This is a genomic window from Hymenobacter canadensis (assembly GCF_027359925.1).
Taxonomy (GTDB): domain Bacteria; phylum Bacteroidota; class Bacteroidia; order Cytophagales; family Hymenobacteraceae; genus Hymenobacter; species Hymenobacter canadensis.
In genome coordinates, this window is sequence record NZ_CP114767.1 from 4,230,313 (window position 1) to 4,254,890 (window position 24,578).

A 24,578-nucleotide genomic window follows, 5' to 3' on the forward strand; every position below is an offset into this window, starting at 1 on the left:
GGGTTTTTTGTTGTACTGAAAACAGACTGTTTTTATGCTCTTTTAATGCTAAGTGAGCAGCTCCGGCTAGACTTCGGTGGCCAGCAGCGGCTCGGGGTGCTCGGTGGCGGCCACTTCCTGCGGGTTGTGGGTGTGCTTGAACAGGATAACGAACAGCACCGCAATAATCAGGGCGTAAGCGGCAAAAGCGAGCCAGATGCCGTGCCAGTCCTTGGTTACGCCGTCGGCGGCGGTGAAGTACTTCTCGATAACCACGCCGCTGACCGAGCTGCCCAGCACCGCGCCGAAGCCGTTGGTCATCATCATGAACAGGCCCTGCGCGCTGGCCCGGATGGAAGAGGCCGTCTGGGTTTCCACGAACAGCGAGCCGGAAATATTGAAGAAGTCGAAGGCCATGCCGTAGACGATGCAGGACAGCACAATCAGCCAGATGCCGGGCTGATCCGGAGTGCCGTAGGCCAGCAGGCCGAAGCGCAGCACCCAGGCAATCATGCTGAACAGCATCACCTGCTTGATGCCAAAGCGGCGCAAAAAGAACGGAATAGCCAGAATGAACAGCGTTTCCGACACCTGCGAGATGGACATGATGATGGCCGGGTACTTCACGGCAAACGTGTCTTTGTAGGCCGGAACTTTGTCGAAATCGTGCAGGAAGGTGTCGCCGTAGGCGTTGGTGAGCTGCAGGGCTGCACCCAGCAGCAAGGCGAACAGGAAGAAGGTGAGCATCTTGGTGTCACGCAGCAACGCAAACGACTTCAGGCCGAGCACGTCCACCAGCGAGCGGCTGGGCGTGTCTTTGGCCGTGGGCGGGCAGGCTGGCAGCGTGAAGGAGTAGATGCCCAGCGCAAATGCCGCGGCGGCAGCAATGTAAAACTGGCTGGCCGACTTCTCGAAACCCAGCAGACTCACCGTCCACATGGCCACGATGAAGCCGATGGTGCCCCACACCCGGATGGGCGGGTAATCCTTTACCACATCCAGGCCCTGGCGCTTGAGCACCGAGTACGAGACGGCAATGCTGAGGGCCAGCGTGGGCATGTAGAAAATCATGTTCAGCAGAATCACCCAGAAGAAGGTGCTCGGGTCGGCTACCATCGGGATGGTGCACAGGACCACGCCGCCCAGGATGTGCAGGATGCCGTAGAGCTTCTCAGCATTCATCCATTTATCGGCCACGATGCCCATGAGCGAGGGCATGAAGATGGACGCAATGCCCATGGTGGAGAAAATGGCCCCAAACTCGGACCCCGACCACTGCTTGGTCTGGAACCAGTACGCCCCAATGGTTATCAGCCACGAACCCCAGATAAAAAACTGTAGAAAGCTCAGAATAATGAGCCGCAACTTGGTACTCATGCCAATGGGATGGGGAAAAGTAGGGGGAACACAATTTTGAACCTAAAGATAGAGAAATCTATCCGGGGAAATGGGGCACCAGCTCTGGGTTACGCCGCGTTTATACCCGCCGTAGCGGCTTGCGGCGTCTTTCCGGACAGCAAAAAGCCCTCCGGCCAAACTGACCGGAGGGCTTCAGAAATTAGCAGGCAGCTGCTGCCGACTACGCCTGGGCTGGCTTTTCGGCTAGGGTTGGATAGTCGGTGTAGCCTTGGTGGAAGCCCTCGGGGCCAGGGGCGTAGAACGTGCTCTGGTCACCGGGGGTGAGGGGCGCGTGCTGCTCGAAGCGCTCGGCCAGGTCGGGGTTGCTGATGTAGTCGCGGCCGAAGGCTACGAGGTCAGCGCGGCCTTTTTCCAACTCAGCTTCCGCCTGCTCGGCGTTGTAGCCGCCGCACAGGATGAGGGTGTTGGTGAACTTGGCCCGCAAGCTGTCGATGGTCGCGGCGCACTTCGGGTTTTCCTGGTTGATCAGGTGCAGGTACACCAGATTGCGCTGCTGCAGCTCGGTGGCCAGGTACTCATACAGCGCGTCGATGTCGTCGGCGAGGGCCATATCGTTGAACGTGCTCCAAGGCGAGAGGCGGATGCCGGTGCGCTCGGCCCCGATGGCAGCGACCGTAGCATCGGCTACTTCCAGCACGAAGCGGGCGCGGTTTTCCAGGCTGCCACCGTACTCGTCGGTGCGCTGGTTGCTGTGGGGGTTGAGGAACTGCTCGAGCAGATAGCCGTTGGCAGCGTGCAGCTCCACGCCATCAAAACCAGCCTCAACAGCCAGCTTGGCCGCCTTCGCGAAATCCTGCACTAGTCCTTTTACTTCCTCGGTCGTGAGGGCGCGGGGCGTGGGCTGGGGCTGCATCTGCTGCTGGTCGGTCCACATGTCGCCGGCGGCGGCGATTGCCGAGGGGGCCACCATTTCGGTGCCTTCGGGCATGTTGAGGGGGTGCGATACCCGGCCGGTGTGCATGAACTGCACGAAAATCTTGCCGCCTTTGGCGTGCACGGCGTCGGTGGTCAGCTTCCAGCCGGCTACCTGCTCCTGGCTGAACAGGCCGGGAATGCGGGCGTAGCCCAGGCCGTTGGCCGAGGGCGAGGTGCCTTCGGTGATGATGAGGCCAGCCGTGGCGCGCTGGGCGTAGTACTCAGCCACCAGTGGGCCGGGCACGTTGGCCAGCGAGCGGGCGCGCGTCATAGGCGCCATGGCGAGGTGGTTCTCAAGCGTGAGCGAGCCCAGCTGGGCCGAGGAAAGAAGTTTGGAAGCCATAGGGCGAAAAATCAATGTAGGTACATGAACTGCTCCTAAAGCGTAATTCAGGCAAAAAGGTTTTGCCAGGAGCAAAAGAACTGCGGCAAGCCTGCGGCGGTAACGCGAAAATCCGTTTCGCGACGAGCGAAGCGAGTATCCGGGGCACCGGCGCAGTTTGCGCCAGCTCTCAGAAACTCGTTTTGCTCGTCGCGAAACGGATTTTCGCGGTGCAGCTTGCGCTACTTAGGCGGCTTCGGCGAAGCGCTTGTTTACCTCATCCCAGTTGATGGCGTTGTAGAAGGCGGCCACGTAGTCGGGACGGCGGTTCTGGTACTTGAGGTAGTAGGCGTGTTCCCACACGTCGAGGCCCAGCAGCGGCGTGCCTTTGATGCCGGTGTCGGGCATCAGCGGGTTGTCCTGGTTGGGCGTCGAGGAAATAGCCACCGAGCCGTCGGCCTGCTTGCACAGCCAGGCCCAGCCCGAGCCGAAGCGCGTGGTGGCGGCTTTCGTGAATTCTTCCTTGAACTTCTCGTAGCTGCCGAACGCCTTCATGATGGCTTCGCCTACGGCACCCGTTGGCTCACCGCCGCCGTTCGGGCCGAGGATCTGCCAGAAGAAGGAGTGGTTCCAGTGGCCACCGCCGTTGTTGCGCACCGCGGCCGGAGCCGAGGCAATGTTCTGCATCAAATCTTCGATGCTCTTGCCTTCCAGCTCCGTGCCGGCTACGGCATTGTTAAGGTTGGTAACGTAGGCCTGGTGGTGCTTGCTATGGTGGATTTCCATGGTTTGCGCATCAATGTGCGGCTCCAGGGCGGCGTAGTCGTAGGGCAGTTTGGGCAGTTCGAAAGCCATAGTAGTAGGGGTTTGATTGGGGGTGAAAAGGAGAGAGTTGGAAATCAGGCCGTCATGCTGAGCTTGCCGAAGCATCTGTACCGCAGGCTAACTCAATCGTGAGAACGAAGCGGTAGAGGTGCTTCGGCAAGCTCAGCATGACGTTCTTTGGTACGCGTACGACACTAAAACCGCCGCAGCCCGCGTAGGGTTACGGCGGCGGCCAAAAGTAGCCTATTTCCGCTTCCGGGCGAAGAACTCGCGCATGAGGCTGCCGCACTCGTCGGCCAGCACGCCGGGCACCACTTCGGCTTTGGGGTGCAGCAGCTGGCCGTGGCGGCGGTACCCGAATTTGGGCTCCTCGGCGCCGTACACCACGCGCCGCAGCTGGGCCCAGGCGGTGGCGCCGGCGCACATCACGCAGGGCTCCACGGTCACGTAGAGCGTGCAGTCGGTGAGGTATTTGTTGCCGAGGTGGTTGGCGGCGGCCGTCAGGGCCAGCATTTCGGCGTGGGCCGTCACGTCGCGCAGCTTCTCGGTCTGGTTGTAGGCCCGCGCAATAATCTGCCCATCGAGTACCACCACGGCCCCAATCGGAATTTCCTCCTCGTCAAACGCGTAGCGCGCCTGCTTCAGGGCCTCGCGCATGTAGTGGTCGTCGGAGTAGATGGAAAGGGGCATTCGGTGGAAATGAGAAAGAACGTCATGCAGAGGTGCAGCCGAAGCATCTCGCGTGCTGACGTTGTACTGCTATTGATTGCTACACCAGCGAGATTCCTCGGCAAGCTCGGAATGACTGGATTACCACGCAGGCGAGATGCTTCGGCTGCGCCTCTGCATGACGTGCCAGGTTACTTCATCACAATGCTGTTCATCACGGCGCGGGCGGTGGGCTGCCACTGGGGCTGCTCTTCGGCGGGGGCCACGAAGGTGAACACCGTGAGCTGGTCGCCGGTGATGGTGTACTGCACCATCTGGTAGCGGCGGATGGGGGCGAGGTTGCTGGTGCGGCGGGTGTCGGCCACGGTCGAGACGAACTCCAGGGCCACGAAGTCGCGCTTGTTGATTGTGCGGATGTCCTCGGACAGGAATTCCACCTTCGAGTACATGTTCTGGATGCTGGCTTTGTAGATCTTGAGCAGCAGGGCGTAGTCGCGGCTGGTGAAGGTGCTGGGCTTCTGGGCCACGCTGAAATCGACGCGGCCGCTGTTGTTGCTGAACACGGCCAGCGGCTTGCGCGGCGACGGATACTTCACCGCAATACCATCGTCGGGCAGGGCCTGAAAGCCCTCGGGCACGCCCACCGTGAGATTTTTGGTGATGACGGTCTTCTTGAGTTTGGGCGCGGCAAAGGCGGCCAGCAGCAGCACCGCCAGCAGCAGCGGCGCCAGGCGCAGGAAACGAGCAGGGATTTTCATAGGGCGCAAAGGTACGACGGAACCCCCGCCGACGGCCGGCGGGATAACACAAGGCTCCGAAGCCACAACGACTCCGGAGCCTGCAAAAGAGGTGCTAAGCACTTGTCATTCCGACGCAGGAGGAATCTGGCTTAACGTCGGTGAGACAGTTATAACCCAGATTCCTCCTGCGTCGGAATGACAGCGCCTGCTAGCGGCGCTTCTTGGACACCGGCGCCGACGGATACTTGATGCGGACGCTCTTCCAGTACACGTAGTTGCCGGTTTTGGCCTCGATGAGGTAGGTGCCGGCCGGAATGCGGCCCAGGTCTACCGGCTCGCCGGTGTTGTTCTGCGGGTCCAGCGCCATGGTGTACACGGGCTGCTTTTTGTAGTTGGTCATCACCAGCGTGCCGGGCTTGGTGAACTGCTGCGTGAAGCTGAGCATGATGCTCTGGCCGCTGGAAGCCGGAAATACGTCGATGCCCGACAGCGTTTCGACGCGCTTGATGGGGCCGGAAAGCGTCACTGGCTCCACGTCCGACTTGGTTTTTACCTCGGTGCCATCGGCGGCCTTGGCTTTGGTTTTTACCTTGGTCTGGGCCTGCGCGGCCGAAAAGGAGAGGAGCGTGGCGGCCAGCGCGAGCAGTACAGGGCGTTTCATGGCAAGCAAAAAATGAAGAGTTGGAGCAGATGCAGAACGATTGTGGAGTGGCAGTTTGCATACTCCGTGCCGAACTTACTGCAACGGTACGCAAATGCCACTGCAAGGGCTGAAATCAGCTGTTAACCCCAATTCAACCTGCCTTTTGTCACACTGCGGCACACGAATTTCTCTCCTTCTCCTGATTTTACTGGTTACCTTCGCCTCTATAGTTTAGTGCTTGGTGCTTAGTGCTTGGTGCTTAGGCTGCGTTTAGAGCCCAAGCCCACACCTGGTAGCCTAAGTACTAAGCCCTAAGCACTAAGCACTAAGACAACATGCTCCGGACCCACACCTGCGGCGAACTTCGCCCCGAACACATTGGCCAAACCGTCACGCTCTGCGGCTGGGTGCAGCGCACCCGCGACAAAGGCGGCATTCTGTGGGTGGATCTGCGCGACCGGTACGGCCTCACCCAGCTGGCCCTGGAAGAAGGCGTGGAAACCGCCGATGTGCGCGAGCAGGCCCGCCAGCTGGGCCGCGAGTTTGTGCTCTCGGTGACCGGCAAAGTGGCCGAGCGCCACTCCAAAAACGACAAGATGCCCACCGGCGGCATCGAAATCCGGGTGGAGCAGCTTAACGTGCTGAACCCCGCCAAGCTGCCCCCCTTCCTGATTGAGGACGACACCGACGGCGGCGACGACCTGCGGATGAAGTACCGCTACCTCGATTTGCGCCGCGCCCCCGTGCGCCAGAACCTGATGCTGCGCCACCGCGTGGCCCAGGCCACCCGCCGCTACCTCGACGGCCAGGAGTTCATCGAAGTGGAAACGCCGGTGCTCATCAAAAGCACGCCCGAAGGTGCCCGCGACTTCGTGGTGCCGTCCCGCATGAACCCCGGCGAGTTCTACGCCCTGCCCCAGAGCCCCCAGACGTTCAAGCAGCTGCTGATGGTGTCGGGCTTCGACCGGTACTTCCAGATTGTGAAGTGCTTCCGCGACGAAGACCTGCGCGCCGACCGCCAGCCCGAATTCACCCAGATTGACTGCGAAATGTCGTTTGTGGACCAGGAAGACATCCTCAACACCTTCGAAGGGCTGGTGCAGTACCTGTTCCGCGAGGTGAAGAACCTGGAAATCGGGACGCTGCCCCGCATGACCTACCAGGACGCCATGCGCTTCTATGGCAACGACAAGCCCGACACGCGCTTCGAAATGAAGTTCGTGGAACTGAACGACGTGGCCAAGGGCCACGGCTTCCCGGTGTTCGAGGCCGCCGGGCTGGTGGTGGGCATCTGCGCCACCGGCGCGGCCAGCTACACCCGCAAGCAACTCGACGAGCTGACCGAGTACGTAAAACGCCCGCAGATTGGCGCGACTGGCCTGATTTACGCCCGCGTGGAAGCCGATGGCTCCGTAAAATCGTCGGTGGATAAGTTCTACGGCCAGGAGCAGCTGCAGCAGTGGAAAGCCGCCTTCAACGCCCAGCCCGGCGACTTGCTGCTCATCCTGGCCGGCGAGCCGAACAAGACCCGCAAGGCGCTGAGCGAATTGCGCCTGGAAATGGGCCAGCGCCTCGGCCTGCGTGACAAAGACACTTTCTCGGCGCTGTGGGTGGTCGATTTCCCCCTGCTCGAGTACATCGAGGAGGAAGGCCGCTACTTCGCCATGCACCACCCCTTCACCTCGCCCAAGCCCGAAGACGTGGCCCTGCTCGACTCGCCCGACACCATCGGCGAAGTGCGAGCCAACGCCTACGACATGGTGATTAACGGCGTGGAAGTGGGCGGCGGCTCCATCCGCATCCACGACCGCGTGGTGCAAGCCCGCATGTTCAGCCTGCTGGGCTTCTCCGACGACGAAGCCAAAGCGCAGTTCGGCTTCCTGCTCGACGCCTTTGAGTACGGCGCGCCTCCGCACGGCGGCATTGCCTTCGGTTTCGACCGCCTCTGCAGCCTCTTCGGCGGCGCCGACTCCATCCGCGACTTCATCGCCTTCCCCAAAAACAACTCCGGCCGCGACGTCATGATTGACTCGCCCTCGCAGATTTCGGGCGCGCAGCTAAAGGAACTGAGCATCAAAACCGATGTGGTAGGAAAGTAAGCCTGATGTAACGCGAAGTTCCACTTCGCGAAGCGCCCGAGTCGTTAGGGAGAGTAATCCACTGCAGTTCGGTTGCCTCGCGAAGTGGAACTTCGCGTTACAGGTGGTTCCACTTCGCGAAGCACCCGAGTCGTTAGGGAGAGTAATTCCCTGTGGCTCGAGCGCCTCGCGAAGTGGAACTTCGCGTTACATGCTATTTTACGGCATGAACCCCTATGACTACCAGCGTAATCTGCCGCATATACTGCCGCCCGGTGAATCAGTGTTCATCACGTTCCGGTTAGCAGGGTCGCTGCCCGAGAGGGTGGTGGAAGAGTTGCGGATGGAGTTTGCGGCACCGGTTGCAGCGGAGCCTTGGGAAGCATCTTATGCGCGGCAAAAGCGCTACTTCGGCAAGTTCGACAGGCTGCTGGATGGTTCTTCTTCCGGGCCGGTCTGGTTGCGCGAGCCAGCCATAGCTGCGCTGGTTGTGCAGAGCCTGCGGTACTTCGAAGGGCAGGCGTACGAGTTGGTTTGTTACTGCATCATGCCCAATCATGTGCATTTCGTGGCTTCCCTGTCTGAAACCGGCCGTGCTATGATGCGGACGCTGCAATCCATCAAAGCCCATACTGCCCGAGAGGCCAACAAGCTGCTGGGCCGTACCGGCCAGTTCTGGCATCGGGAAAGCTACGACCACGTAATCCGCAACCCGGAGGAAATGCGCAATATCATCTCCTACACGCTCGAAAATCCTGTGCGGGCGGGCTTGGTAGATGACTGGCGGCAATGGCCGCACACCTGGTGGCATGAAATGTAACGCGAAGTTCCACTTCGCGGGGTGCAGGAGCAGTTGGGGCCAATAATCCTCACGGCTCGCGTGCCCCGCGAAGTGGAACTTCGCGTTACAGCTTCACATCGTCCCTGTTGTCTTCCGGCTTCCGTTCTACCAGCTCGTGGTAGGGGGCTAGGGCGACGGAGGCGGGCTTCTGGTTGACGGGCCAACTTTTGCTGGGCTACACAAGCGCCCTGGCGGTGGGGTTCATCCCACGAAAGCCATAGTTTAACCTGTACAGGATGTAGTTAAACGATTGATGGGGTATGGCCGCAATATTCAATTGTAAATTTGAATAGTTAAAAAATAAAGCCTTTCCGCCATGCGCTTGTCTCTGCTGCCGTTTCTCGTTACGTTGCTCACTGTCGTTTCCCCTATCACCAGTGCGCGTGCGCAGGCGGTAGTGGCCAGCAATGCCCGCTACGTGGCCGATGGCACAGGCAGCACCGGACTATCGGGCAAAGCGGCCAAGGCTGCTCCTCAGGAGATGATGGTGCTGACCGGCAAGATCACCAACCCGGCCGGCGTGCTGCCCGGGGCGGTTGTGATTCTGGAAAACACCAAGCAAATGGCCGTCACCAATGCCGAGGGCGAGTTTGAGTTTGTGGTGCCAGCCACGGCCCAGGCCCTGGAGGCGCGCGTAACGTATGCAGGCTTCGCCGATGAGAAAATGACGCTCAACTCGGCGGCCGGCTCCACGGCCAGCCTCACCAACGCGCAGGTGATTGTGGTGTCGCGCCGGTTTCAGCTGAAAACGTACCAGAAGTTTGCCCGCCGCGAAGTGAAGCGCGACCTGAAGCAGGTGCGCCGCTAACCGAGCCTGCCGGCCCCTGCATGGTCCTCCACCAGCAACCACAAAAAGCGCCACTCCGGCTTGGAGTGGCGCTTTTTGCTTGAAGTAGCAAGGTTGCAGAAAGCCTACAGCTTCACGTCCTTCTTGTTGTCCTCCAGGTCCCGGTCCACCAGCTCGTGGTAGGGGTCGAGGGCGACGGAGGCGGGCTTTTTATTCACGATGAACTGCAGCTGGTTGCGGCCGGCCACGAAGCGGCGCTTTTCCAGCACCAGCGGCGCGGCGGGCTTTTTATCCTTGCCGGGCTCGGGGAAGACGGCCACGGGCAGGTAGTCGCGCAGGGGAGCGGGGCGCTGGTTGCCGAGGCTGTCGGCGTAGAGCTTGGCGCTTTGCACCGTCAGGTTCACCTGATAGCGGCCATCGGGGAGCTTTTTGGCGGTGGCGTCGGTTACGCGGTTGTCGTAGAGCGTGATGCGGTCGAACAGGTCGGTGAGCAGGTTCTGCAGCGAGTCGGGGGCGGCGCGGCGCAGGTAGCCGACGAACTCCGGCGAGTTGGTGTAAGGCGGCTGCTGGTAGGCCACGGCCTGCACGTACTGCTTCAGGGCGCCGTTCAGCTTGGCTTCGCCGAGGTAGTCCTGCAGGGCGTACATGGTCACGGAGCCCTTGCCGTAGTGGATGTAAGTCTGGTTTTCGACCAGCGCCAGCGGCACTTCCTTCTTGCGCTCAACGGCCCGGCCGCCCAGGTAGCGGTTCATGTCGATTTTCATCCAGCGCTCCATGGTAGATACGCCGTAGCGCTTGCGGGCCACCATCAGGGCGCTGTACTCGGCCATGGCTTCGGCCATGAGGGTGCTGCCCTGCACGTTGCCCCCGATAACCTGGTGGGCCCACCACTGGTGCGCCACCTCGTGGGCCGTCACGTAGAACGGGTAGTCGAGGCTTTCGGGGTCGTTTTCATCCACCTTGGCAATGAAGCCAATGCTTTCCGAAAACGGCACCGTGTTGGCAAAGCTCTGCGCAAAGCTCTGGTAGCGCGGAAACTCCAGGATGCGCAGCTGCAGGTGCTGGTAGGGCGAGAAGTTGGCCGAGCAGTAGCTCAGGGCCTCTTTGGCGCCGGCGGCCATGCGCTTCAGGTTGTACTCGTGGCCGGGCTGGTAGTAGATTTCAATGGGCAAGGTGCGCCCGCCGGCCGTGTCCACCCACTTGTCGGTGTACTTCTGGTAGCGCGCCGACAGGAAGGTGTAGAAGTTGAGCATGGGCCGGTCCATCTTGTAGTGGAAGTAGCGGCGGCCGTCTTTGGTCCATTCCTTCTGCAGGTAGCCGGGGGCCATGGCCGTCTGGTCGGCGTCGGTGCTGACGGTGGTTTCAAACCGAATCCAGTCGGCGTCGTTGTTGATGTAGGTGTTCTGGCGGGCCTTCAGGTCGTCGACGCGGGCCATGCGGGGCTTGGGCTGCAGGCCGTAGGTTTTGCGGTCCTTGTCACTGCTGAGCTCGGCGTCTTCGCGGTAGCCCAGGCCCGGCAGGTACTGGCTGCTGACGAACGTGCCGTTGTAGACGATGTCGGTGTTGGAATCCGAGTTGGGGAAGCCGCGCTCCTGGTACGCGAGGCGGAACGTGAGCGGCAGCGAGTCGCCGGGGGCCAGGGGCCGGGCCAGGCGGTAGAGGCGCAGCTGGAACGTGGTATCCTGCAGGGCCAGCGTGGCCTGGCCGGGGGCGCCCAGGGTGATGGCCCGCACGCGCGGGTTCAGCTCGGCGGGCAAACTCACCAGCACTGTATCAAGAGGCTGGCTGTGCTTATTCACCAGCATATAGCGGCCCTCGAAGTGCACGGCGCGGGTGCCGGGGAAGATGTCGGTGTTCACGCTCACGGCCACGATGCGCGGCTGGCGCACGTCTTTGAGGCGGCGGTAGAGCTGCTCGTAGCGCAGCTGCAGCTGCTCGTTCTGCTTGGCCGTGCGGTACTGGTTGAGCACGTTGGTGTTGTAGAAGATAAATGCGCCCGCGCCCATGCTGATGAGCAGGCCAGCGGCCAGGGTGGCGGTGCTGCCCACGCCCCAGCGGCGGCGGGCTTCCCGTAGGCGGTTGCCGGCGTCGGTGCCGCGCACCCAGAGCAGGTTGCCGAGCAGCACAAACAGCAGAGCCACGCCCGCCCACAGCAGCTTGCTCCACCAGAAGGCCGGCAGGAAGTGGCCATAGCCGTTCATGTCGGAGTAGGGGCCGGGGCCGGGGCCGCCGCCGTAGGCCAGCAGGCGGTGGCCCAGGCCGATGTCGGAGCGGAAGATGTTGGCCACATAGTAGAGCACCACCACGAAAAAGCCCAGGTACTTATTGTTGACCACCACCTGCGTGAGCATGGCCAGCACGCAGATCAGCAGCAGATACGGCAGCTGGTACAGAAACAGCGCCTGGATGTAGAGCCCGATTTCGTAGTGGAAGTAGCCCTTCACTGTCTGTATCAGCAAACCCACTACCATCACCATCAGCAGCAGCACCACCTGCACCAGCCCCAGGGCGGCCAGCTTGCTCAGAAACGGCACCCATGAGGGCACCGGCACGGCGTCGGCAATCTGGGCCACGCGGGCTTCCCGCTCGCGCCACACCAGCTCACCGGAGTAGAAGATGATAATGGCCAGGAAAAACAGGAAAAACGAGCCGCTGGCCAGCGTCAGCACTTCGTGCGTGACGGGGTAGGTGGTGGTGTCGAACGTTTTGCCCACCTGCGACACCATGGCCAGCAGAAAGATGACGCCCGCGCCCACCAGCGCCGCGAAGTAGCGGTTGCGCACGATGCCGCGAAACTCCAGCTTAGTGAGGCTCCACCACTGGCGCAGGTGCATGGCACCGCTGAAATCCTGGTGCACAGCGGGCAGGCGCAGCGTGGCGCCGGCCGGGGCCAGCGCCGCTTCGGGCGCGGCAGCGGAGGCTTTGCGGGTCTTCTTCGACACCTTCTCGGAGGCCAGGCTGGCAAACCGGAACCGCACGTAGCAGAGCGCCAGCAGCCCGAACCCGATGGCCAGCCACACGGCGCGGTTGAGCAGCATAAACGAGTCGAGCGGCAGCAACTGGGTGTTTTTCTCGGCAGCCGTCCAGTAGCGGGTCGTGAAGAACTGAGCGCCCAGCCCGAAGGCGTCGAGGGCGGCGGCGAGGTATTCGTTTTTGAGGTCGGAGGTGTAGGCGCTGGAAATCAGGTAGCCGATGAGCAGCGCCACGGCCCCGATGTAGGTGCTCAGGATGTTGCGCGTGAGCGTGGCCATGGTAAAGAAGATGGCCCCCGTAAACAGCAGGTTGGGCAGCACAATCAGCACAAAGGGCCACACGTAGCTGCCGGCCGGCGCCACGGCCAGAAACCGGTCGGGCTCCACGCCGGGTAGCACCGCCCCGATGGCCGCGCCCACCAGAATGCCGCTGAACACCAGCACCGCAATCAGGTAGGAACCCAGAAACCGCCCGCCCAGGTAGCCCCACTTGCTGATGGGCTTGGTGTAGAACAGCGGGTGCGCCTGGTACTCGAAGTCGCGGTACACGGGGTTGCCCATCAGCGACGAGGCAATGATAATCCCGAACACGCTCAGCACGCTGATGATGAGGGTCAATGAGTAGGGCGAGTTGATTTTTACCACCTGCCCGTCGCCGCCAAGCGCGATGCTGACGCCGCCGCCAAAAGCGCCGCCCGAAGCCGCCACCAGCAGCCCCGCCATCAGGGCCAGCAGCCCGAAGTAAATCCAGGTTGCGGGACGCCGCAGCCGGTATTTCAGCTCAAAAAGAAGTATTGGTAAAAACATGTGTTTAGTATTTAGAAGAGAGTGGTGAGTTGACTGAACGTCATGCAGAGGCGCAGCCGAAGCATCTCGCCCGAGTGGTAATTCTGTCATTCCGAGCAGCGCTGGGTATCTCGGCAGTTGGTAGCATCAGTTACCACACCTGCGAGATGCTTCGCTTCGCTCAGCATGACGGTTACCTGGGCATCGTCAGCACACTGCGAGATGCTGCGAGAAATAGCTGCCGCGCCGCTACTGCAAAGCCACTTTCAATTCTGAATTCTTGATTTCCGCAAAATACACGTCTTCCAGGTCGGGCTGCACGGCCTCGAACCCGCTGTCCGGGGCCGAATCGGCCAGTACGTGCACCACGGTTTTGCCCGCGAACAGGCGCGAGCTGATGACGGTGTGGGCGGCCTGCAGGGCGGGCAGCTCGGCTTTCTCCACCAGCTTCTTCCAGACCTTGCCTTTTAGCTCATTCATCACCGAAAGCGGGTCGCCGGTGAGCAGCACTTCGCCCTTGTTGATGATGGCCATGCTGCGGCACAGGTCGCTCACGTCTGACACGATGTGCGTGCTCAGAATCACGACGCGGTTTTCGCCGATTTCCGACAGCAGGTTGTGGAAGCGGTTGCGCTCGGCCGGGTCGAGGCCGGCGGTGGGCTCATCCACGATGATGAGGCGCGGGTTGCCGAGCAGGGCCTGCGCAATGCCGAAGCGCTGCTTCATGCCGCCGGAGTAGCCGCCCACGTGCTTTTTGCGCACCTCGTAGAGGTTGGTTTGCTGCAGCAGCGCCGCCACCGTTTCCTTGCGCTCCTTGCTGTTGCCGATGCCCTTGAGCACCGCGAAATGGTCGAGCAGCTCCTCGGCCGACACGCGCGGGTACACCCCGAACTCCTGCGGCAGGTAGCCCAGCACGCGGCGCACGGCCTCCTTGTCGCGCAGCACATCAATGTCGTCGAGCCAGATGCTGCCGGTGTCGGCGTCCTGCAGCGTGGCAATGGTGCGCATCAAACTGGACTTGCCGGCGCCGTTCGGGCCCAGCAGCCCAAACATGCCGTTGGGAATGGTGAGCGTGACGCCCTTGAGCGCCTGCGTGCCGTTGGGGTAGGTTTTGGTGAGGTTGCTGATGGTAAGCGCCATGGTGGAATAGGGAAGGAAGTGGAGAGTTCTGGCAGATATATCGAAGGAAGGGCGCCGGCATTACAGCCGGCCGCTAACCGGATGCCGAAACCACGGCAACGGTTGCCCGCTGTGGAGGGCTTCTGGCTCAAATATCTGAAATCCCCTATTCTCAGCCCCGCTTTTTATGACGACCACGTTTTCTTCGTGACCAACACCCGGTTTTTGCCTGCCAACGCCGTTGGTCATGTTTATGCGGGCCGGTGGGGGAGGGGCCGTAGTTTTGCCCCATGACACTTTCTGTTTTTGTCCGCTCGCGGGCCCTGCGGCACGGGCTGGTCTGGGTGCTGGTGCTGGCGCTGATTGGGCTGCTGGCCCTTCTGGAGCCGGCCGGCGCGCCCGAAAAGCTACGGCGCATGGCCGTGCTGCTGCCCGTAGCGGCTTTGGTGATTTATGCTCATTTCTGGTTGCTGACGCGCCTGCTGGAGCAGCGCCGCTACGGCCGCTATGTCTTGGCGACTAGTGCGCTGATGCTGAGCGGAGCCGCGCTGCTGGTGCTGCTCAACCAGCTGGCGCACGTGGTGCAGACGCGGCCCGGCGGCCACACCACTTTCGCGTATCTGCTGGGGCTGGCCGCGGGCAATTTGGTGCTGGCGACGGTGCTGGCCACGCTGCCGCACTACGTGCGGCGCGGCGTGCTGAGCCACTACCGGATGCAGGAGCTGCACGCCCGGCAGCTGGAAACCGAGCTGAGCTTGCTGAAAGCCCAGGTCAACCAGCACTTCCTGTTCAACACCCTCAACAACCTCTACGGCCTCAGCCTGGCCGCCCCCGACCAGATGCCGGAGGCCCTGCTGCAGCTGGCTGGCCTCATGCGCTACCAGCTCGACAGCTCCCGTCAGCACCTCGTGACCGTGGGCACCGAGGCCGAGTACCTGGCCAACTACATCGGGCTGGAAAAGCTGCGGCTGCGGGCCAATTCGCACGTTGAATTCACGGTGGACCTGCCGCACCCCGACCAGCCGCTGGCGCCGCTGCTGCTGCTACCGCTCGTAGAAAACTGCTTCAAGCACGCCATTGGCCCCAGCGGCGACAACACCATCCGTATCACGCTTAGCCAGACGCCCACCGGCCTCACCCTGCGCACCGAGAATAGCATTCCGCCCCACTTCAAGCCCACGCCCTCGGGCCTGGGGCTCCCGAACCTGCGGGCCCGGCTGGCGCAGTTCTACCCCGGCCCGCGCCACCAGCTCACCCTCAACGCCACCGCCACCCACTACACCGCCGAACTGAGGCTGCAGCTGTGAGGTTGAAAATGAACGTCATGCAGAGCGCAGCCGAAGGCGAAGCGAAGCATCTCGCCAGTGTAGTAAAACCAAAATCACAGAACGATTGAGTTACCATTGCACGCGAGATGCTTCGCTCCGCCTCCGGCTGCGCTCTGCATGACGTTCTTTCGCCATCGTTCTTACTATCCCGCCTAACCTATGAATGCCGCTGCCCCGCTGCGTTGCCTGCTCGTCGATGATGAGCCTTTGGCCCACACCGTGCTGCACGCCTACCTCGACCGGCTGCCCGGGCTGGCCACCTGGGCCGGCAGCTGCTACGGCGCCGTGGAGGCCCTGACGCTGCTGCGCACCACGCCCGTCGATGTGCTGTTTCTGGACGTGGACATGCCCGAGCTGACCGGCCTGGAGCTGCTGCGCGCCCTGCCGCAGCCGCCGCAGGTGGTGCTGTGCACTGCCCACGCCACGCACGCGCTGGAAGCCTTCGACCTGGGCGTGGTGGACTACCTGCTGAAGCCCATCCGGTTTGAGCGGTTCGTGAAGACCGTGACGCGGCTGCACACACTACTGGCCGAACGCACGCCGCCGACATCCGCTCCGGCAACTCCGGTGCCCACGTCTGCCGCGGCCTCACCGGCTTCCGACTCGGTGTTCCTGAAAACGGATGCTGGCACCGAGCGAGTCCGGTTTGCGGAGCTGCTCTATGTGGAAGGCTACGGCAACTTCGTGAAGTGCCACACGGCCGCGGGCCGCACGCTGCTCACGGCCGAAACCATGAAGCAGATGGAAAGCAGCCTGCCCGCCACCCAGTTTCTGCGCGTGCACAAGTCGTACCTAGTGAACATGACGTGTGTGGAGCGCCTGAGCGGCAACTGCCTGTACGTGGGCGGCCGCGAGGTGCCGGTGGGCAGCACGTTCCGCCCCGACGTGCTGCGCCGCCTGCAGCCGCAGCGGCAGTAGCGCGAACTTTGCAGTTCGCGCCGCCGCGCCACTGAAACGAAATCGTCTGAACGGCTCGGGGCCCAGCAGTAGCGCGAACTTTGCAGTTCGCGTCCCCGCGCCGCCGAAACGAAATCGTCTGGACGGCGCAGGTACGCGAACTACAAAGTTCGCGCTACTATGCTGAGTGGCAGGTCAAATGCGGAAAAGTACTGTCGTCAGTTCCGGGTATTTCGGTACATTCAGCCCACCTGGCTCGTCCCGACTTATGAAACGCCCTGCTGACTTCTGGCTTTTGCTGCTTGGGCTGCTCGGCGTGTTCCTGCTGGCCGGCTTCGGCGCCCAGGCCCAGCCCACGCCACTGCGGTTCCGCACCTTCACAGCCGCCGACGGGCTGGCCGAAAACAGCGTCTACAGCCTCGTGCAGGACCAGCGCGGCTTTCTGTGGGTAGGCACCCAGGATGGCCTCTGCCGCTACGACGGCGTTGGGTTTCGCACGTTTCGGGCTGATGCCCGCCGGCCCACCAGCTTGGCCAGCAACTTCGTGCTTTCGCTGTGCCTCGATCCGCAGGGACAGGTGTGGGTGGGCACCGGCGGCGGCCTGTCGCGCTACAGCCCGCGCACCGGGCAGTTCCGCACCTACCGCGCCGAGCCCGGCGACTCCAGCGGCCTGACCAGCAACTTCATCCGGGTGGTGTATTGCGACCGGCAGGGGCGGGTGTGGGCCGGCTCCGAAGATGGCCTGCACCAGCTGAACCCCGCCGCGCGCCGTTTCGGCGTGTTCCGGCACGCGGCTGGGCCCGGCAGTAGCCTCCGGCGCAACTCCGTGCGGGCCCTCACCCAGGACCAGGCCGGCCAGCTGTGGGTGGGCACCGGCGAGGGTATCGTCAGCCGCCTTGACACCGTCAGCCGCCTGCTGCTGCCCGACCCGCGCCTGCCAGCCGTCGGCGCCATCACCAGCCTCTGCCCCGACCGCCGCGGCGGGCTATGGGTGGGTGCCGAGTCCGGGACGTTGGCCTACCTGCCCCCGGCCGGCGGGGCTGCCCGCTTTTTCCGGCCGGGCGCGGGCAGCTTGCCGCCCGGCGGCATCCGCAGCCTGCTCACCGACCAGCAGAACACGCTGTGGGTGGGCACCAACGAGGGCCTGTGCCGCTACGAGCCTGCTACCGGCACTTTTCGTCGTACCGCGCACGAGCCGCTCAATCCGGTCAGCCTGCCCGAAAACACGGTGCAGACGCTGCTGCAGGACCGCGCCGGGCTGCTGTGGGTGGGCACCGAAGCCGGCCTCAGCCAGACCGACCTGCGCACCCGCGACTTTCGGCGGGTGCCCGCGCCTGCCGTGCCCGCGCCGGTGTGGGCCGTCACGTCGGATGCGGCGGGGCGGCTCTGGATTGGCACCGAAGACCAGGGGCTGCTGTGCTACGAGCCTACCACCGGCCGCTACCGCAGCTTCCGCCACAACCCCGCGCAGCCCGGCAGCCTGGCCCAGGACTTTGTGCGGGCATTGAGCTTTGATGCCGCCGGCCGCCTGTGGGTGGGCACCCAAAGCCAGGGCCTCGACTGCCTGGAGCCGGGCCGCACCGTGTTCCGCCACTACCGCCACAATTCCGCCAACCCCGCCAGCCTCTCCGACGATTTCGTGCGCTCCGTGTACCAGGACCCCGCTGGGCAGCTTTGGGTGGGCACCGAGGGCGGCCTCAACCGCCTCAGCGCCGCTACCGGCCGCTTCACCACCTTCCGCCACGACCCCGCCCGGGCCGCCAGCCTGCCCAACAACTTCGTGCGCGTGACGCTGCAGGATGGCCGGGGCCGCCTCTGGGTGGGCACCGGCGGCGGTGGCCTCAGTTGCCTTGACCCCGCCACCGGCCGCTTCCGCACCTTCCGGGCCGATGGCCGCAACCCCCGCAGCCTGAGCAGCAACTTCGTGCGCTGCCTGCAGCTCGATGAAAGCGGCACGCTGTGGGTCGGCACCGAAGGCGGCGGCTTCTGTCGCCTCGACGATGCCGAGCAGGGCAGCTTCACCACCTTCCGCGAAGCCAGCGGCCTGCCCAACGATGTGGTATACGGCATGCAGCACGACCGCCAGGGCCATCTTTGGCTGTCGACCAACAAGGGTATTGCCCGCTTCGACCCCAAAACCGGCCGGTTCTTCACGTTTGATGAGCGCGACGGTCTGCCGCAGGACGAGTTTAATGCCGGGGCCAGCCACCGCGGCGCCGATGGGCAGCTGTATTTTGGCGGGGCCAATGGGCTAGTGGCGTTTCTGCCGGCCGCTGTGCGCACCAACCCCGTGCCGCCGGCCGTGGTGCTCACGGAGCTGCGCAAATTCAACCGCCCGGTGGAACTGCCCGACACAGCCATCACGGAGCGGCGCGTGCTGCGCCTAGCCCCGCAAGACTACTTTTTCTCGCTGGAATTTGCGGCCCTCAATTTCCGCCAGCCTGATAAAAACCGCTACGTCTATCTGCTGGAAGGCTTCGACCAAGACTGGATTGAGGCCGGCCGCCGTCGCGAGGCCAACTACACCAACCTCGACCCCGGTACCTATACTTTCCGGGTGCGAGCCACCAACAACGACGGCGTCTGGAGCCCGCGTGGGGCCGCGCTGCGCATCATTGTTACGCCGCCCTGGTACCAGTCGTGGTGGTTTCGGATTGGGCTCGGCTGGCTGGCGTTTGCGCTGTTGTTTGTGGCGTACCGGCTGCGGGTGGGGCATCTGCTTTCGTTGGAACGGGTGCGCCACAGTATCGCCCGCGACTTGCACGACGACATGGGCTCCACGCTCAGCAGCATTTCCATTCTAAGCCAGATTGCGCGCAACCACCAGCACCAGCATCGCCCCGAGCAGGCCGCGGCCCTGCTGGAGCAAATCGGGGACTCGTCGCGCCGCATGCTCGACGCCATGGACGACATCGTGTGGGCCATCAACCCCGCCCACGACGGCCTCGATGACGTGACGGCCCGCATGCGCAGCTTCGCCTCGGAGGTGCTGGAGGCGCGCGGCATCGAATTCACGTTTCGGGCCGAGCCCTCGGTGCAGGGCCTGAAGCTGGATATGCGGGCCCGCCGCGAGTTTTTCCTGCTCTTCAAGGAAGCCATAAACAACCTGGCCAAGTACGCGCAGTGCCAGCATGCCGGCATTCGGTTAGCCTACCAGCAGGGCCTGCTGCACCTCACCGTGCAGGACGATGGCGTGGGCTTCGACCCCACCAGCCCCGCCCAGGGCAGCGGCAACGGCCTCACCAACATGCGCAGCCGCGCCGCCGCCCTGGCCGGCCACCTCACCATCGAAACCGCCCCCGGCAAAGGCACCACCCTCCACCTGAAAGTGCCTCTGAATGATTGATGTTGGGTGATGGGGTGATGAGGTGATGAAGCCAGAACGTCATTCCGAGCGGAGCGAGGAATCTCGCCAGTATAGTACTCACCAGCAAACTGGCTCACCAAAAAAACTCGTCTGGCTCCCCCTCTCCACGGGAGAGGGGGCCGGGGGGTGAGGCGAACGTCAGCACGCGAGATTCCTCGCTCCGCTCGGAATGACGACCTTTTGCTTTTCACCCTATCACCTGTCATCTCATCACCTCTTTTCACATCATCATGTAGGCGCATCTGGGGGCGGCAACGCGTATATTACCTGCACTCTCACCACCTGCCGGCTTTGCGCCATGGAAAACAGCATCCGCGTTCTGATTTACGAAGACAATGCTGACCTGCGCACCAGCCTGGGCCAATTGCTGGCCGGCTCGCCGGGCCTGACGCTGGCCGGCGCGCTCAGCAACTGCACCCAAGCTGAAGCCGACATGGAGCGCCTCCGCCCCGACGTAGTGCTCATGGACATCGACATGCCCGGCTGCACCGGTATCGAAGGCCTGCGCCGCATCAAGGCGGTGGCCCCGGTCATCAACGTGGTGATGCTGACGGTATTTGAGGAAAACGAGCGGGTGTTTGCTGCTATCTGCGCCGGCGCCGACGGCTATCTGCTCAAGAAAACTCCGCCGGCCCGCATCATCGATGCCATCAGCGAGGTGCGGGCCGGGGGGGCGCCCATGACGCCCGCCATTGCCCGGCAGGTGCTGCGCCTGTTCCCAAAAACGCCACCCCGCCCCGTCTCCGACGAGTCGCCGGCCAACCTCAGCGCCCGCGAGCAGGAAATTCTGGGGCTGCTGGTGGAAGGTTACAGCTACAAAATGATTGCCGCCGACCGCGGCATCAGCATCGATACCGTCCGCTCCCACATCAAGAAAATCTACGAGAAGCTGCACGTGCGCTCCATGACTGAGGCCGTTAGCAAAGCCTTGCGGCAGGGCCTGACCTGAAACCTGCCCCAACGGGCCGCTACATGATTATGCGATTGACAACGGCGGCAGAAAAGCGCAATTTCAACCCGACCAACAACCCCGGCCTCGGTGTTTCCACCACGGGCATTCGGGGCTGGTTGGGTGCCCAAATATCTGCCATTATGCCACATATGCGTCCGCAGCTACTTATTTGCCTGCTGGGTCTTTGGATCCGGCAGCGCCCGGCCCTTGCCTGACCCCGGCTTTGGCCTTGCACATACTACCGGCTGGCGCTGATGCCGCCCGGTGCGTTGCGGCCGATGCGGCCTGGCAGGTTCCCGTCGCCGACAGGTGCGCTACTTCCTGGCGCCCTGCCGACGGCGGCTCTGGAACACCGCAAAAATGGTGCATACGTGGTGGAAAAGCCTATATTCGGCATCCATCTACTGTGTTATCCGCCTTGTGTATGCGTCTGCTCCGCGACCTAAAGCTCGATGAGGTATTTGTGCTCGACATTGAGACCGTGCCCTGCGTAGGCTGCCACGACGACCTGCACGAGATGCTCAAGGAGCTTTGGGAGCACAAATGCCACGCCCTGCGCCGCGAGAAAGGCTGGATTTCGCACCACGACCACATTGCCCCGCTGCCCGACACCTTGCACGCTGCCACGCTGTTCGAGCAGGCCGGCATCTACGCCGAGTTTGGGCGGGTGGTGTGCATTTCGGTGGGCCGCTTCCGCTACACGCCCGAGGGGGAGCTGCGCTTCAGCGTGAAATCCTTCTATGGCCACGATGAGAAAGAGCTGCTCCGGGAGTTCAGCGACGTTATCAGCCACCGGCCGCATTTCCGGCTGTGCGGCCACAACGGCAAGGAGTTCGACTTTCCGTACCTGTCGCGGCGTATGCTCATCAACGGGCTGGCGCTGCCGCCCCACCTCGATACGGCCGGCAAAAAGCCCTGGGAAGTGCCTCACCTCGACACCATGGAACTCTGGAAGTTCGGCGACCGGAAGTCGTTTACATCGCTGAGTCTGCTGGCCGCCATGTTCGGGATTCCCACGCCCAAAGACGACATCCAGGGCAAAGACGTGGCCCGCGTGTATTACGAAGACAACGACCTGCCGCGCATTGCACGCTATTGCCAGAAGGACATCATCACCACGGCCCGCCTGCTGCTGCGCTTCCGCGGCGACGAACCCTTCCCGGATGAGGCCGTGCAGTACGCCGAAGAGCCCGCCACCGTACTGCGCCGCGTGTAGCGCTGTTGGCAGGTTTTGGCCTTGGTTTAAGCTGCTTATGAAAGCTGTTGGGGGAGAATAGTGCCCGGCTCTAACTGCTTTTATTGGGTATGGGATATTTTTCTTGTAAAATAAATTAAATAAATAATTGAAATATTATAATTAAAAAAATTACCTTTTGAGTGAAGTTGGCTTTAGTGAGTAAGAGGATATGGGAAATACACTGAATCAGACGGTTCTGGACGCTTTTACGGACCAGGTAACCGACGACTTGGCGAGCCGCAACCAAGTAGCGGGAGCCGCTATCCGCAACGGCCTCAGCCATACCGTACCGTTTTCGCTGTATACACTGCTCAACCGCGTGGAAGGCCCCTACGGCCCGGAAATGCTCTGGCAACTCAGCCGCGAGGCCCACGACGCCCACGTAACGGAGCACCTGCCTTCCCTCGACCAGACCGGGTGGCAGAAGCGGGGCGAAGACTTGCTGCACGACTTACTGGGGGAATCCTACTCCGGCATTTTGCAGGAGCAGGCCGACGCCACCAACCTAACCCCCGGCGTGGCGGCCCGACTATTGGGCTGCAGCACGGTGGCGGTGCTGGGCGTGGCCGGCGAGCATGCCCGCGAGCATCAACTCGACCCGGTGGCGCTGGCGCTGTGGCTGCGCCAGGAGAAAGATCCGCTTCGGCGGGCCCTGCTCTCGGTGCCGCAGTCGGTGCCGGCCGGCAGCCCGGACCGGGTGCCGGCTTTACTCCCCGAGCTGGCCCCCAACGCTTCTGTAGCGGCCTGGGCCACGGCTCCTGCTGCGCCGGTTGCTGAAACCTCTACCGCCCGCTGGCAGTGGGGGCTGCTGCTGTTGCTGGCGGTGTTGCTGGGCTATCTGTTCGGGCACGACCGGCTGGGCGCGCCCGCGGTGCCGCTGGCTACCGGGCTGGCGCCCGCCTCGCAGGCCCAGCCGGCCGGCCCAGCCAGTACGGAGCAGGCCGGCCGCTACGATGCCAGCAGCGGCAACTACATCTACGACACCGGCCAGCCCATCATCCTGCGTCTGGCCGACGGTACCACCCAGAAAATAGGCGCCAACTCCACCGAAAACCGCCTCTACACCTTCCTGGCTGACCCCGCCATAGAAGTAGATTCCGTGAACCGCACCAAAGGCTGGATCAACTTCGACCGGGTGTACTTCGAGCCCGGCTCCACCACGCTCACCGACGAGTCGTTTATGCAGCTGCGCAACGTGGCCAGCATCCTCAAAACCTTCCCGACGGCCGTGGTGAAGCTGGGCGGCTACACCGACAGCACCGGCAACCCGCTCAAAAACTTCCAGCTCAGCGAAACGCGCGCCCAGACGGCCATGCTGGCCATGGCCGGTATGGGCATCGATATGAACCGGATTCAGGCCAAAGGCTACGGCGGCAAGTATTTCATCACGCCCAACACTACGCCCGAAGGCCGCGCCCTCAACCGCCGCATCAGCATCCGCGTGATTAAGAAGTAGCGGCTGCTTCGTTGGGGCTACTTATTGGGCGAGGTGCGCTTAGCGGCTTCTGTTCGGGCCAGCTCCAGCGCCTTTTCCAGCACCGGGTCGCGCTGCTGCTGCAGGGCGGGCAGGGTGTTTTCTACCGCTACGTCGGGCTGCACGCCCACGTCTTCCAACGGCTGGCCGGCTGGCGTGGTATAGCGCTGGTGGGAGAGGGTCACGTCGAGGCCGTTGGGCAGGTGCACGCTGTACATGTCGGAGAGCATGCCCTTGGTGGCGGTGCCGATTTGCGTCACCTGCGGTAACGTGTTCAGGGCAATGGTCAGGTCCTCGGCGGCGCTGGCGGTCTGGTCGGAGGTGAGCAGGATGACCGGGCCGGCGAAGCGTGGGCCGGTGGCGGGTGTCATGTACACGGGCTGCGGCTCCGTGAAACGGTCGTAGCCGCCGGGCTGACGCAGGGCTTTGTAGCTGGTCAGCACCCGTTCAGTGGCGAAGTGGCCCGCCAGCTCCACGCCGCTGTGGCCGCCGCCGTCGTCACGAATGTCGAGCAGCAGCACCTGGCAGCCGCTCAGCTGCTTCAGCGCCTGCAAAAACAGCTTCTCCAGCTTCTGCTGATCCTTTTTCTCCTGAGCGTCGGTGCCGATGGCTCCGCTGATATCGGCGAAGTTGCGGGTGAGGTGCAAATAGCCGAGGTTGCCGCTGCGGCTGACGTAGAGCGGCTGCTTGCCCTTGAAATTGGGTCCCGTCCCTTTCAGGGGACCGAAACCGGCTGCCTGCAGTTGCTGCGTCGCCACCCGCCAGAACTCGGGCTGCACGGCCTTGAAGGTTTGCTTAAACGAGTTGCGGTGGCTTTCGCCCTTGAACAGGATGGTTTCGCCCTGGCTGATGGTAATGTGCCCATCATGCAGCGGGGCCACCATCCGGCCGAACACCTGCACCAGCGAATCTTGCGGCGTTTGGGCCGTGATGCGGGGGCGGTAGGCGCGGTAGGTGGCGTCCCAGTCAACCTGTTTGAGCGGGAAGAAGGCGTAATGGTCGCGGAAGGCCTGCCAGAACTGCTCAAAGCTCTGCTCCGGTAGGCTGGAAGCGGCTGCCGTCTGAGCAGGAGCAGCAAATGGGAATAGCAGGCAAAACAGAAAGCCAATACGTTTCATAGCACAGATAAGGGCAGATGCGGGCGCAAGTAAGTCAAGTTGCCGGTAACTGTTCGGTGCGCAGTGGAGTGTGAAAATGCTGTAGAGACGCAATATTTTGCGTCTCGTCG

At 62.8% G+C, this 24,578-nt stretch carries 18 protein-coding genes; 9 read left to right on the plus strand and 9 right to left on the minus strand.

The window, feature by feature from the left end; translation table 11 throughout:
* Nucleotides 1–66: 66 nt before the first annotated feature.
* From O3303_RS18030 to O3303_RS18055, 6 genes are all read right to left on the minus strand, one after another.
* The gene (locus O3303_RS18030; RefSeq protein WP_269559758.1) at nucleotides 67–1,356 is read right to left on the minus strand and encodes a nucleoside permease; all 1,290 of its coding nucleotides are present in this window, start codon (nucleotides 1,354–1,356) and stop codon (nucleotides 67–69) included.
* 202 nt (nucleotides 1,357–1,558) lie between these two features.
* On the minus strand, nucleotides 1,559–2,656 hold the full coding sequence (locus tag O3303_RS18035) for an alkene reductase (RefSeq protein WP_269559759.1): 1,098 nt from the start codon (nucleotides 2,654–2,656) through the stop codon (nucleotides 1,559–1,561).
* 225 nt (nucleotides 2,657–2,881) lie between these two features.
* A complete protein-coding gene (locus O3303_RS18040; RefSeq protein WP_269559760.1) occupies nucleotides 2,882–3,490 on the minus strand; it encodes a superoxide dismutase in 609 nt (202 codons plus the stop codon).
* A gap of 213 nt (nucleotides 3,491–3,703) precedes the next feature.
* Nucleotides 3,704–4,150: a nucleoside deaminase gene (locus O3303_RS18045; RefSeq protein ID WP_269559761.1), complete on the minus strand. Its 447-nt coding sequence runs from the start codon at nucleotides 4,148–4,150 to the stop codon at nucleotides 3,704–3,706.
* 170 nt (nucleotides 4,151–4,320) lie between these two features.
* Nucleotides 4,321–4,887, minus strand: a complete 567-nt coding sequence (locus O3303_RS18050; protein WP_269559762.1) for a hypothetical protein — start codon at nucleotides 4,885–4,887, stop codon at nucleotides 4,321–4,323.
* A 190-nt stretch (nucleotides 4,888–5,077) separates the two neighbouring features.
* Nucleotides 5,078–5,530, minus strand: a complete 453-nt coding sequence (locus O3303_RS18055) for a hypothetical protein (RefSeq protein ID WP_269559763.1) — start codon at nucleotides 5,528–5,530, stop codon at nucleotides 5,078–5,080.
* A 317-nt stretch (nucleotides 5,531–5,847) separates the two neighbouring features.
* Here O3303_RS18055 and aspS point away from each other — a divergent pair, with 317 nt between their 5' ends.
* From aspS to O3303_RS18070, 3 genes are all read left to right on the plus strand, one after another.
* Complete coding sequence (gene aspS / locus O3303_RS18060; protein ID WP_269559764.1) at nucleotides 5,848–7,611, plus strand: aspartate--tRNA ligase; 1,764 nt, start codon at nucleotides 5,848–5,850, stop codon at nucleotides 7,609–7,611.
* A gap of 205 nt (nucleotides 7,612–7,816) precedes the next feature.
* A complete protein-coding gene (locus O3303_RS18065; RefSeq protein ID WP_269559765.1) occupies nucleotides 7,817–8,410 on the plus strand; it encodes an REP-associated tyrosine transposase in 594 nt (197 codons plus the stop codon).
* A 337-nt stretch (nucleotides 8,411–8,747) separates the two neighbouring features.
* Nucleotides 8,748–9,239, plus strand: coding sequence for a carboxypeptidase regulatory-like domain-containing protein (locus O3303_RS18070; protein ID WP_269559766.1), 492 nt, complete (start codon nucleotides 8,748–8,750; stop codon nucleotides 9,237–9,239).
* 104 nt (nucleotides 9,240–9,343) lie between these two features.
* Here the strand turns inward: O3303_RS18070 and O3303_RS18075 are convergent, their stop codons facing one another.
* Both O3303_RS18075 and O3303_RS18080 read right to left on the minus strand, forming a co-directional pair.
* Nucleotides 9,344–12,997 (minus strand): ABC transporter permease/M1 family aminopeptidase, encoded by a 3,654-nt coding sequence (locus O3303_RS18075; RefSeq protein WP_269559767.1) that lies wholly within the window; start codon nucleotides 12,995–12,997, stop codon nucleotides 9,344–9,346.
* A gap of 228 nt (nucleotides 12,998–13,225) precedes the next feature.
* Nucleotides 13,226–14,116, minus strand: a complete 891-nt coding sequence (locus tag O3303_RS18080; protein ID WP_269559768.1) for an ABC transporter ATP-binding protein — start codon at nucleotides 14,114–14,116, stop codon at nucleotides 13,226–13,228.
* Between the two features lie 269 nt (nucleotides 14,117–14,385).
* Between O3303_RS18080 and O3303_RS18085 the strand changes: the two genes are divergently transcribed.
* From O3303_RS18085 to O3303_RS18110, 6 genes are all read left to right on the plus strand, one after another.
* Nucleotides 14,386–15,402 carry a sensor histidine kinase gene (locus O3303_RS18085; RefSeq protein ID WP_269559769.1) on the plus strand — a complete coding sequence of 339 codons (1,017 nt, stop codon included), beginning with the start codon at nucleotides 14,386–14,388 and terminating at the stop codon, nucleotides 15,400–15,402.
* A gap of 180 nt (nucleotides 15,403–15,582) precedes the next feature.
* On the plus strand, nucleotides 15,583–16,341 hold the full coding sequence (locus O3303_RS18090; RefSeq protein WP_269559770.1) for a LytR/AlgR family response regulator transcription factor: 759 nt from the start codon (nucleotides 15,583–15,585) through the stop codon (nucleotides 16,339–16,341).
* A gap of 247 nt (nucleotides 16,342–16,588) precedes the next feature.
* The gene (locus O3303_RS18095) at nucleotides 16,589–19,666 is read left to right on the plus strand and encodes a sensor histidine kinase (RefSeq protein ID WP_269559771.1); all 3,078 of its coding nucleotides are present in this window, start codon (nucleotides 16,589–16,591) and stop codon (nucleotides 19,664–19,666) included.
* Between the two features lie 319 nt (nucleotides 19,667–19,985).
* Complete coding sequence (locus O3303_RS18100) at nucleotides 19,986–20,636, plus strand: response regulator (protein WP_269559772.1); 651 nt, start codon at nucleotides 19,986–19,988, stop codon at nucleotides 20,634–20,636.
* 427 nt (nucleotides 20,637–21,063) lie between these two features.
* Nucleotides 21,064–21,855, plus strand: a complete 792-nt coding sequence (locus tag O3303_RS18105) for a 3'-5' exonuclease (RefSeq protein ID WP_269559773.1) — start codon at nucleotides 21,064–21,066, stop codon at nucleotides 21,853–21,855.
* 190 nt (nucleotides 21,856–22,045) lie between these two features.
* Entirely contained in the window at nucleotides 22,046–23,332 is a 1,287-nt protein-coding gene (locus O3303_RS18110) for an OmpA family protein (protein ID WP_269559774.1), read from the plus strand.
* A gap of 17 nt (nucleotides 23,333–23,349) precedes the next feature.
* On the opposite strand, the gene O3303_RS18115 is transcribed toward O3303_RS18110, so the two are convergent.
* Entirely contained in the window at nucleotides 23,350–24,468 is a 1,119-nt protein-coding gene (locus O3303_RS18115; protein WP_269559775.1) for a S41 family peptidase, read from the minus strand.
* Between the last annotated feature and the right edge of the window lie 110 nt (nucleotides 24,469–24,578).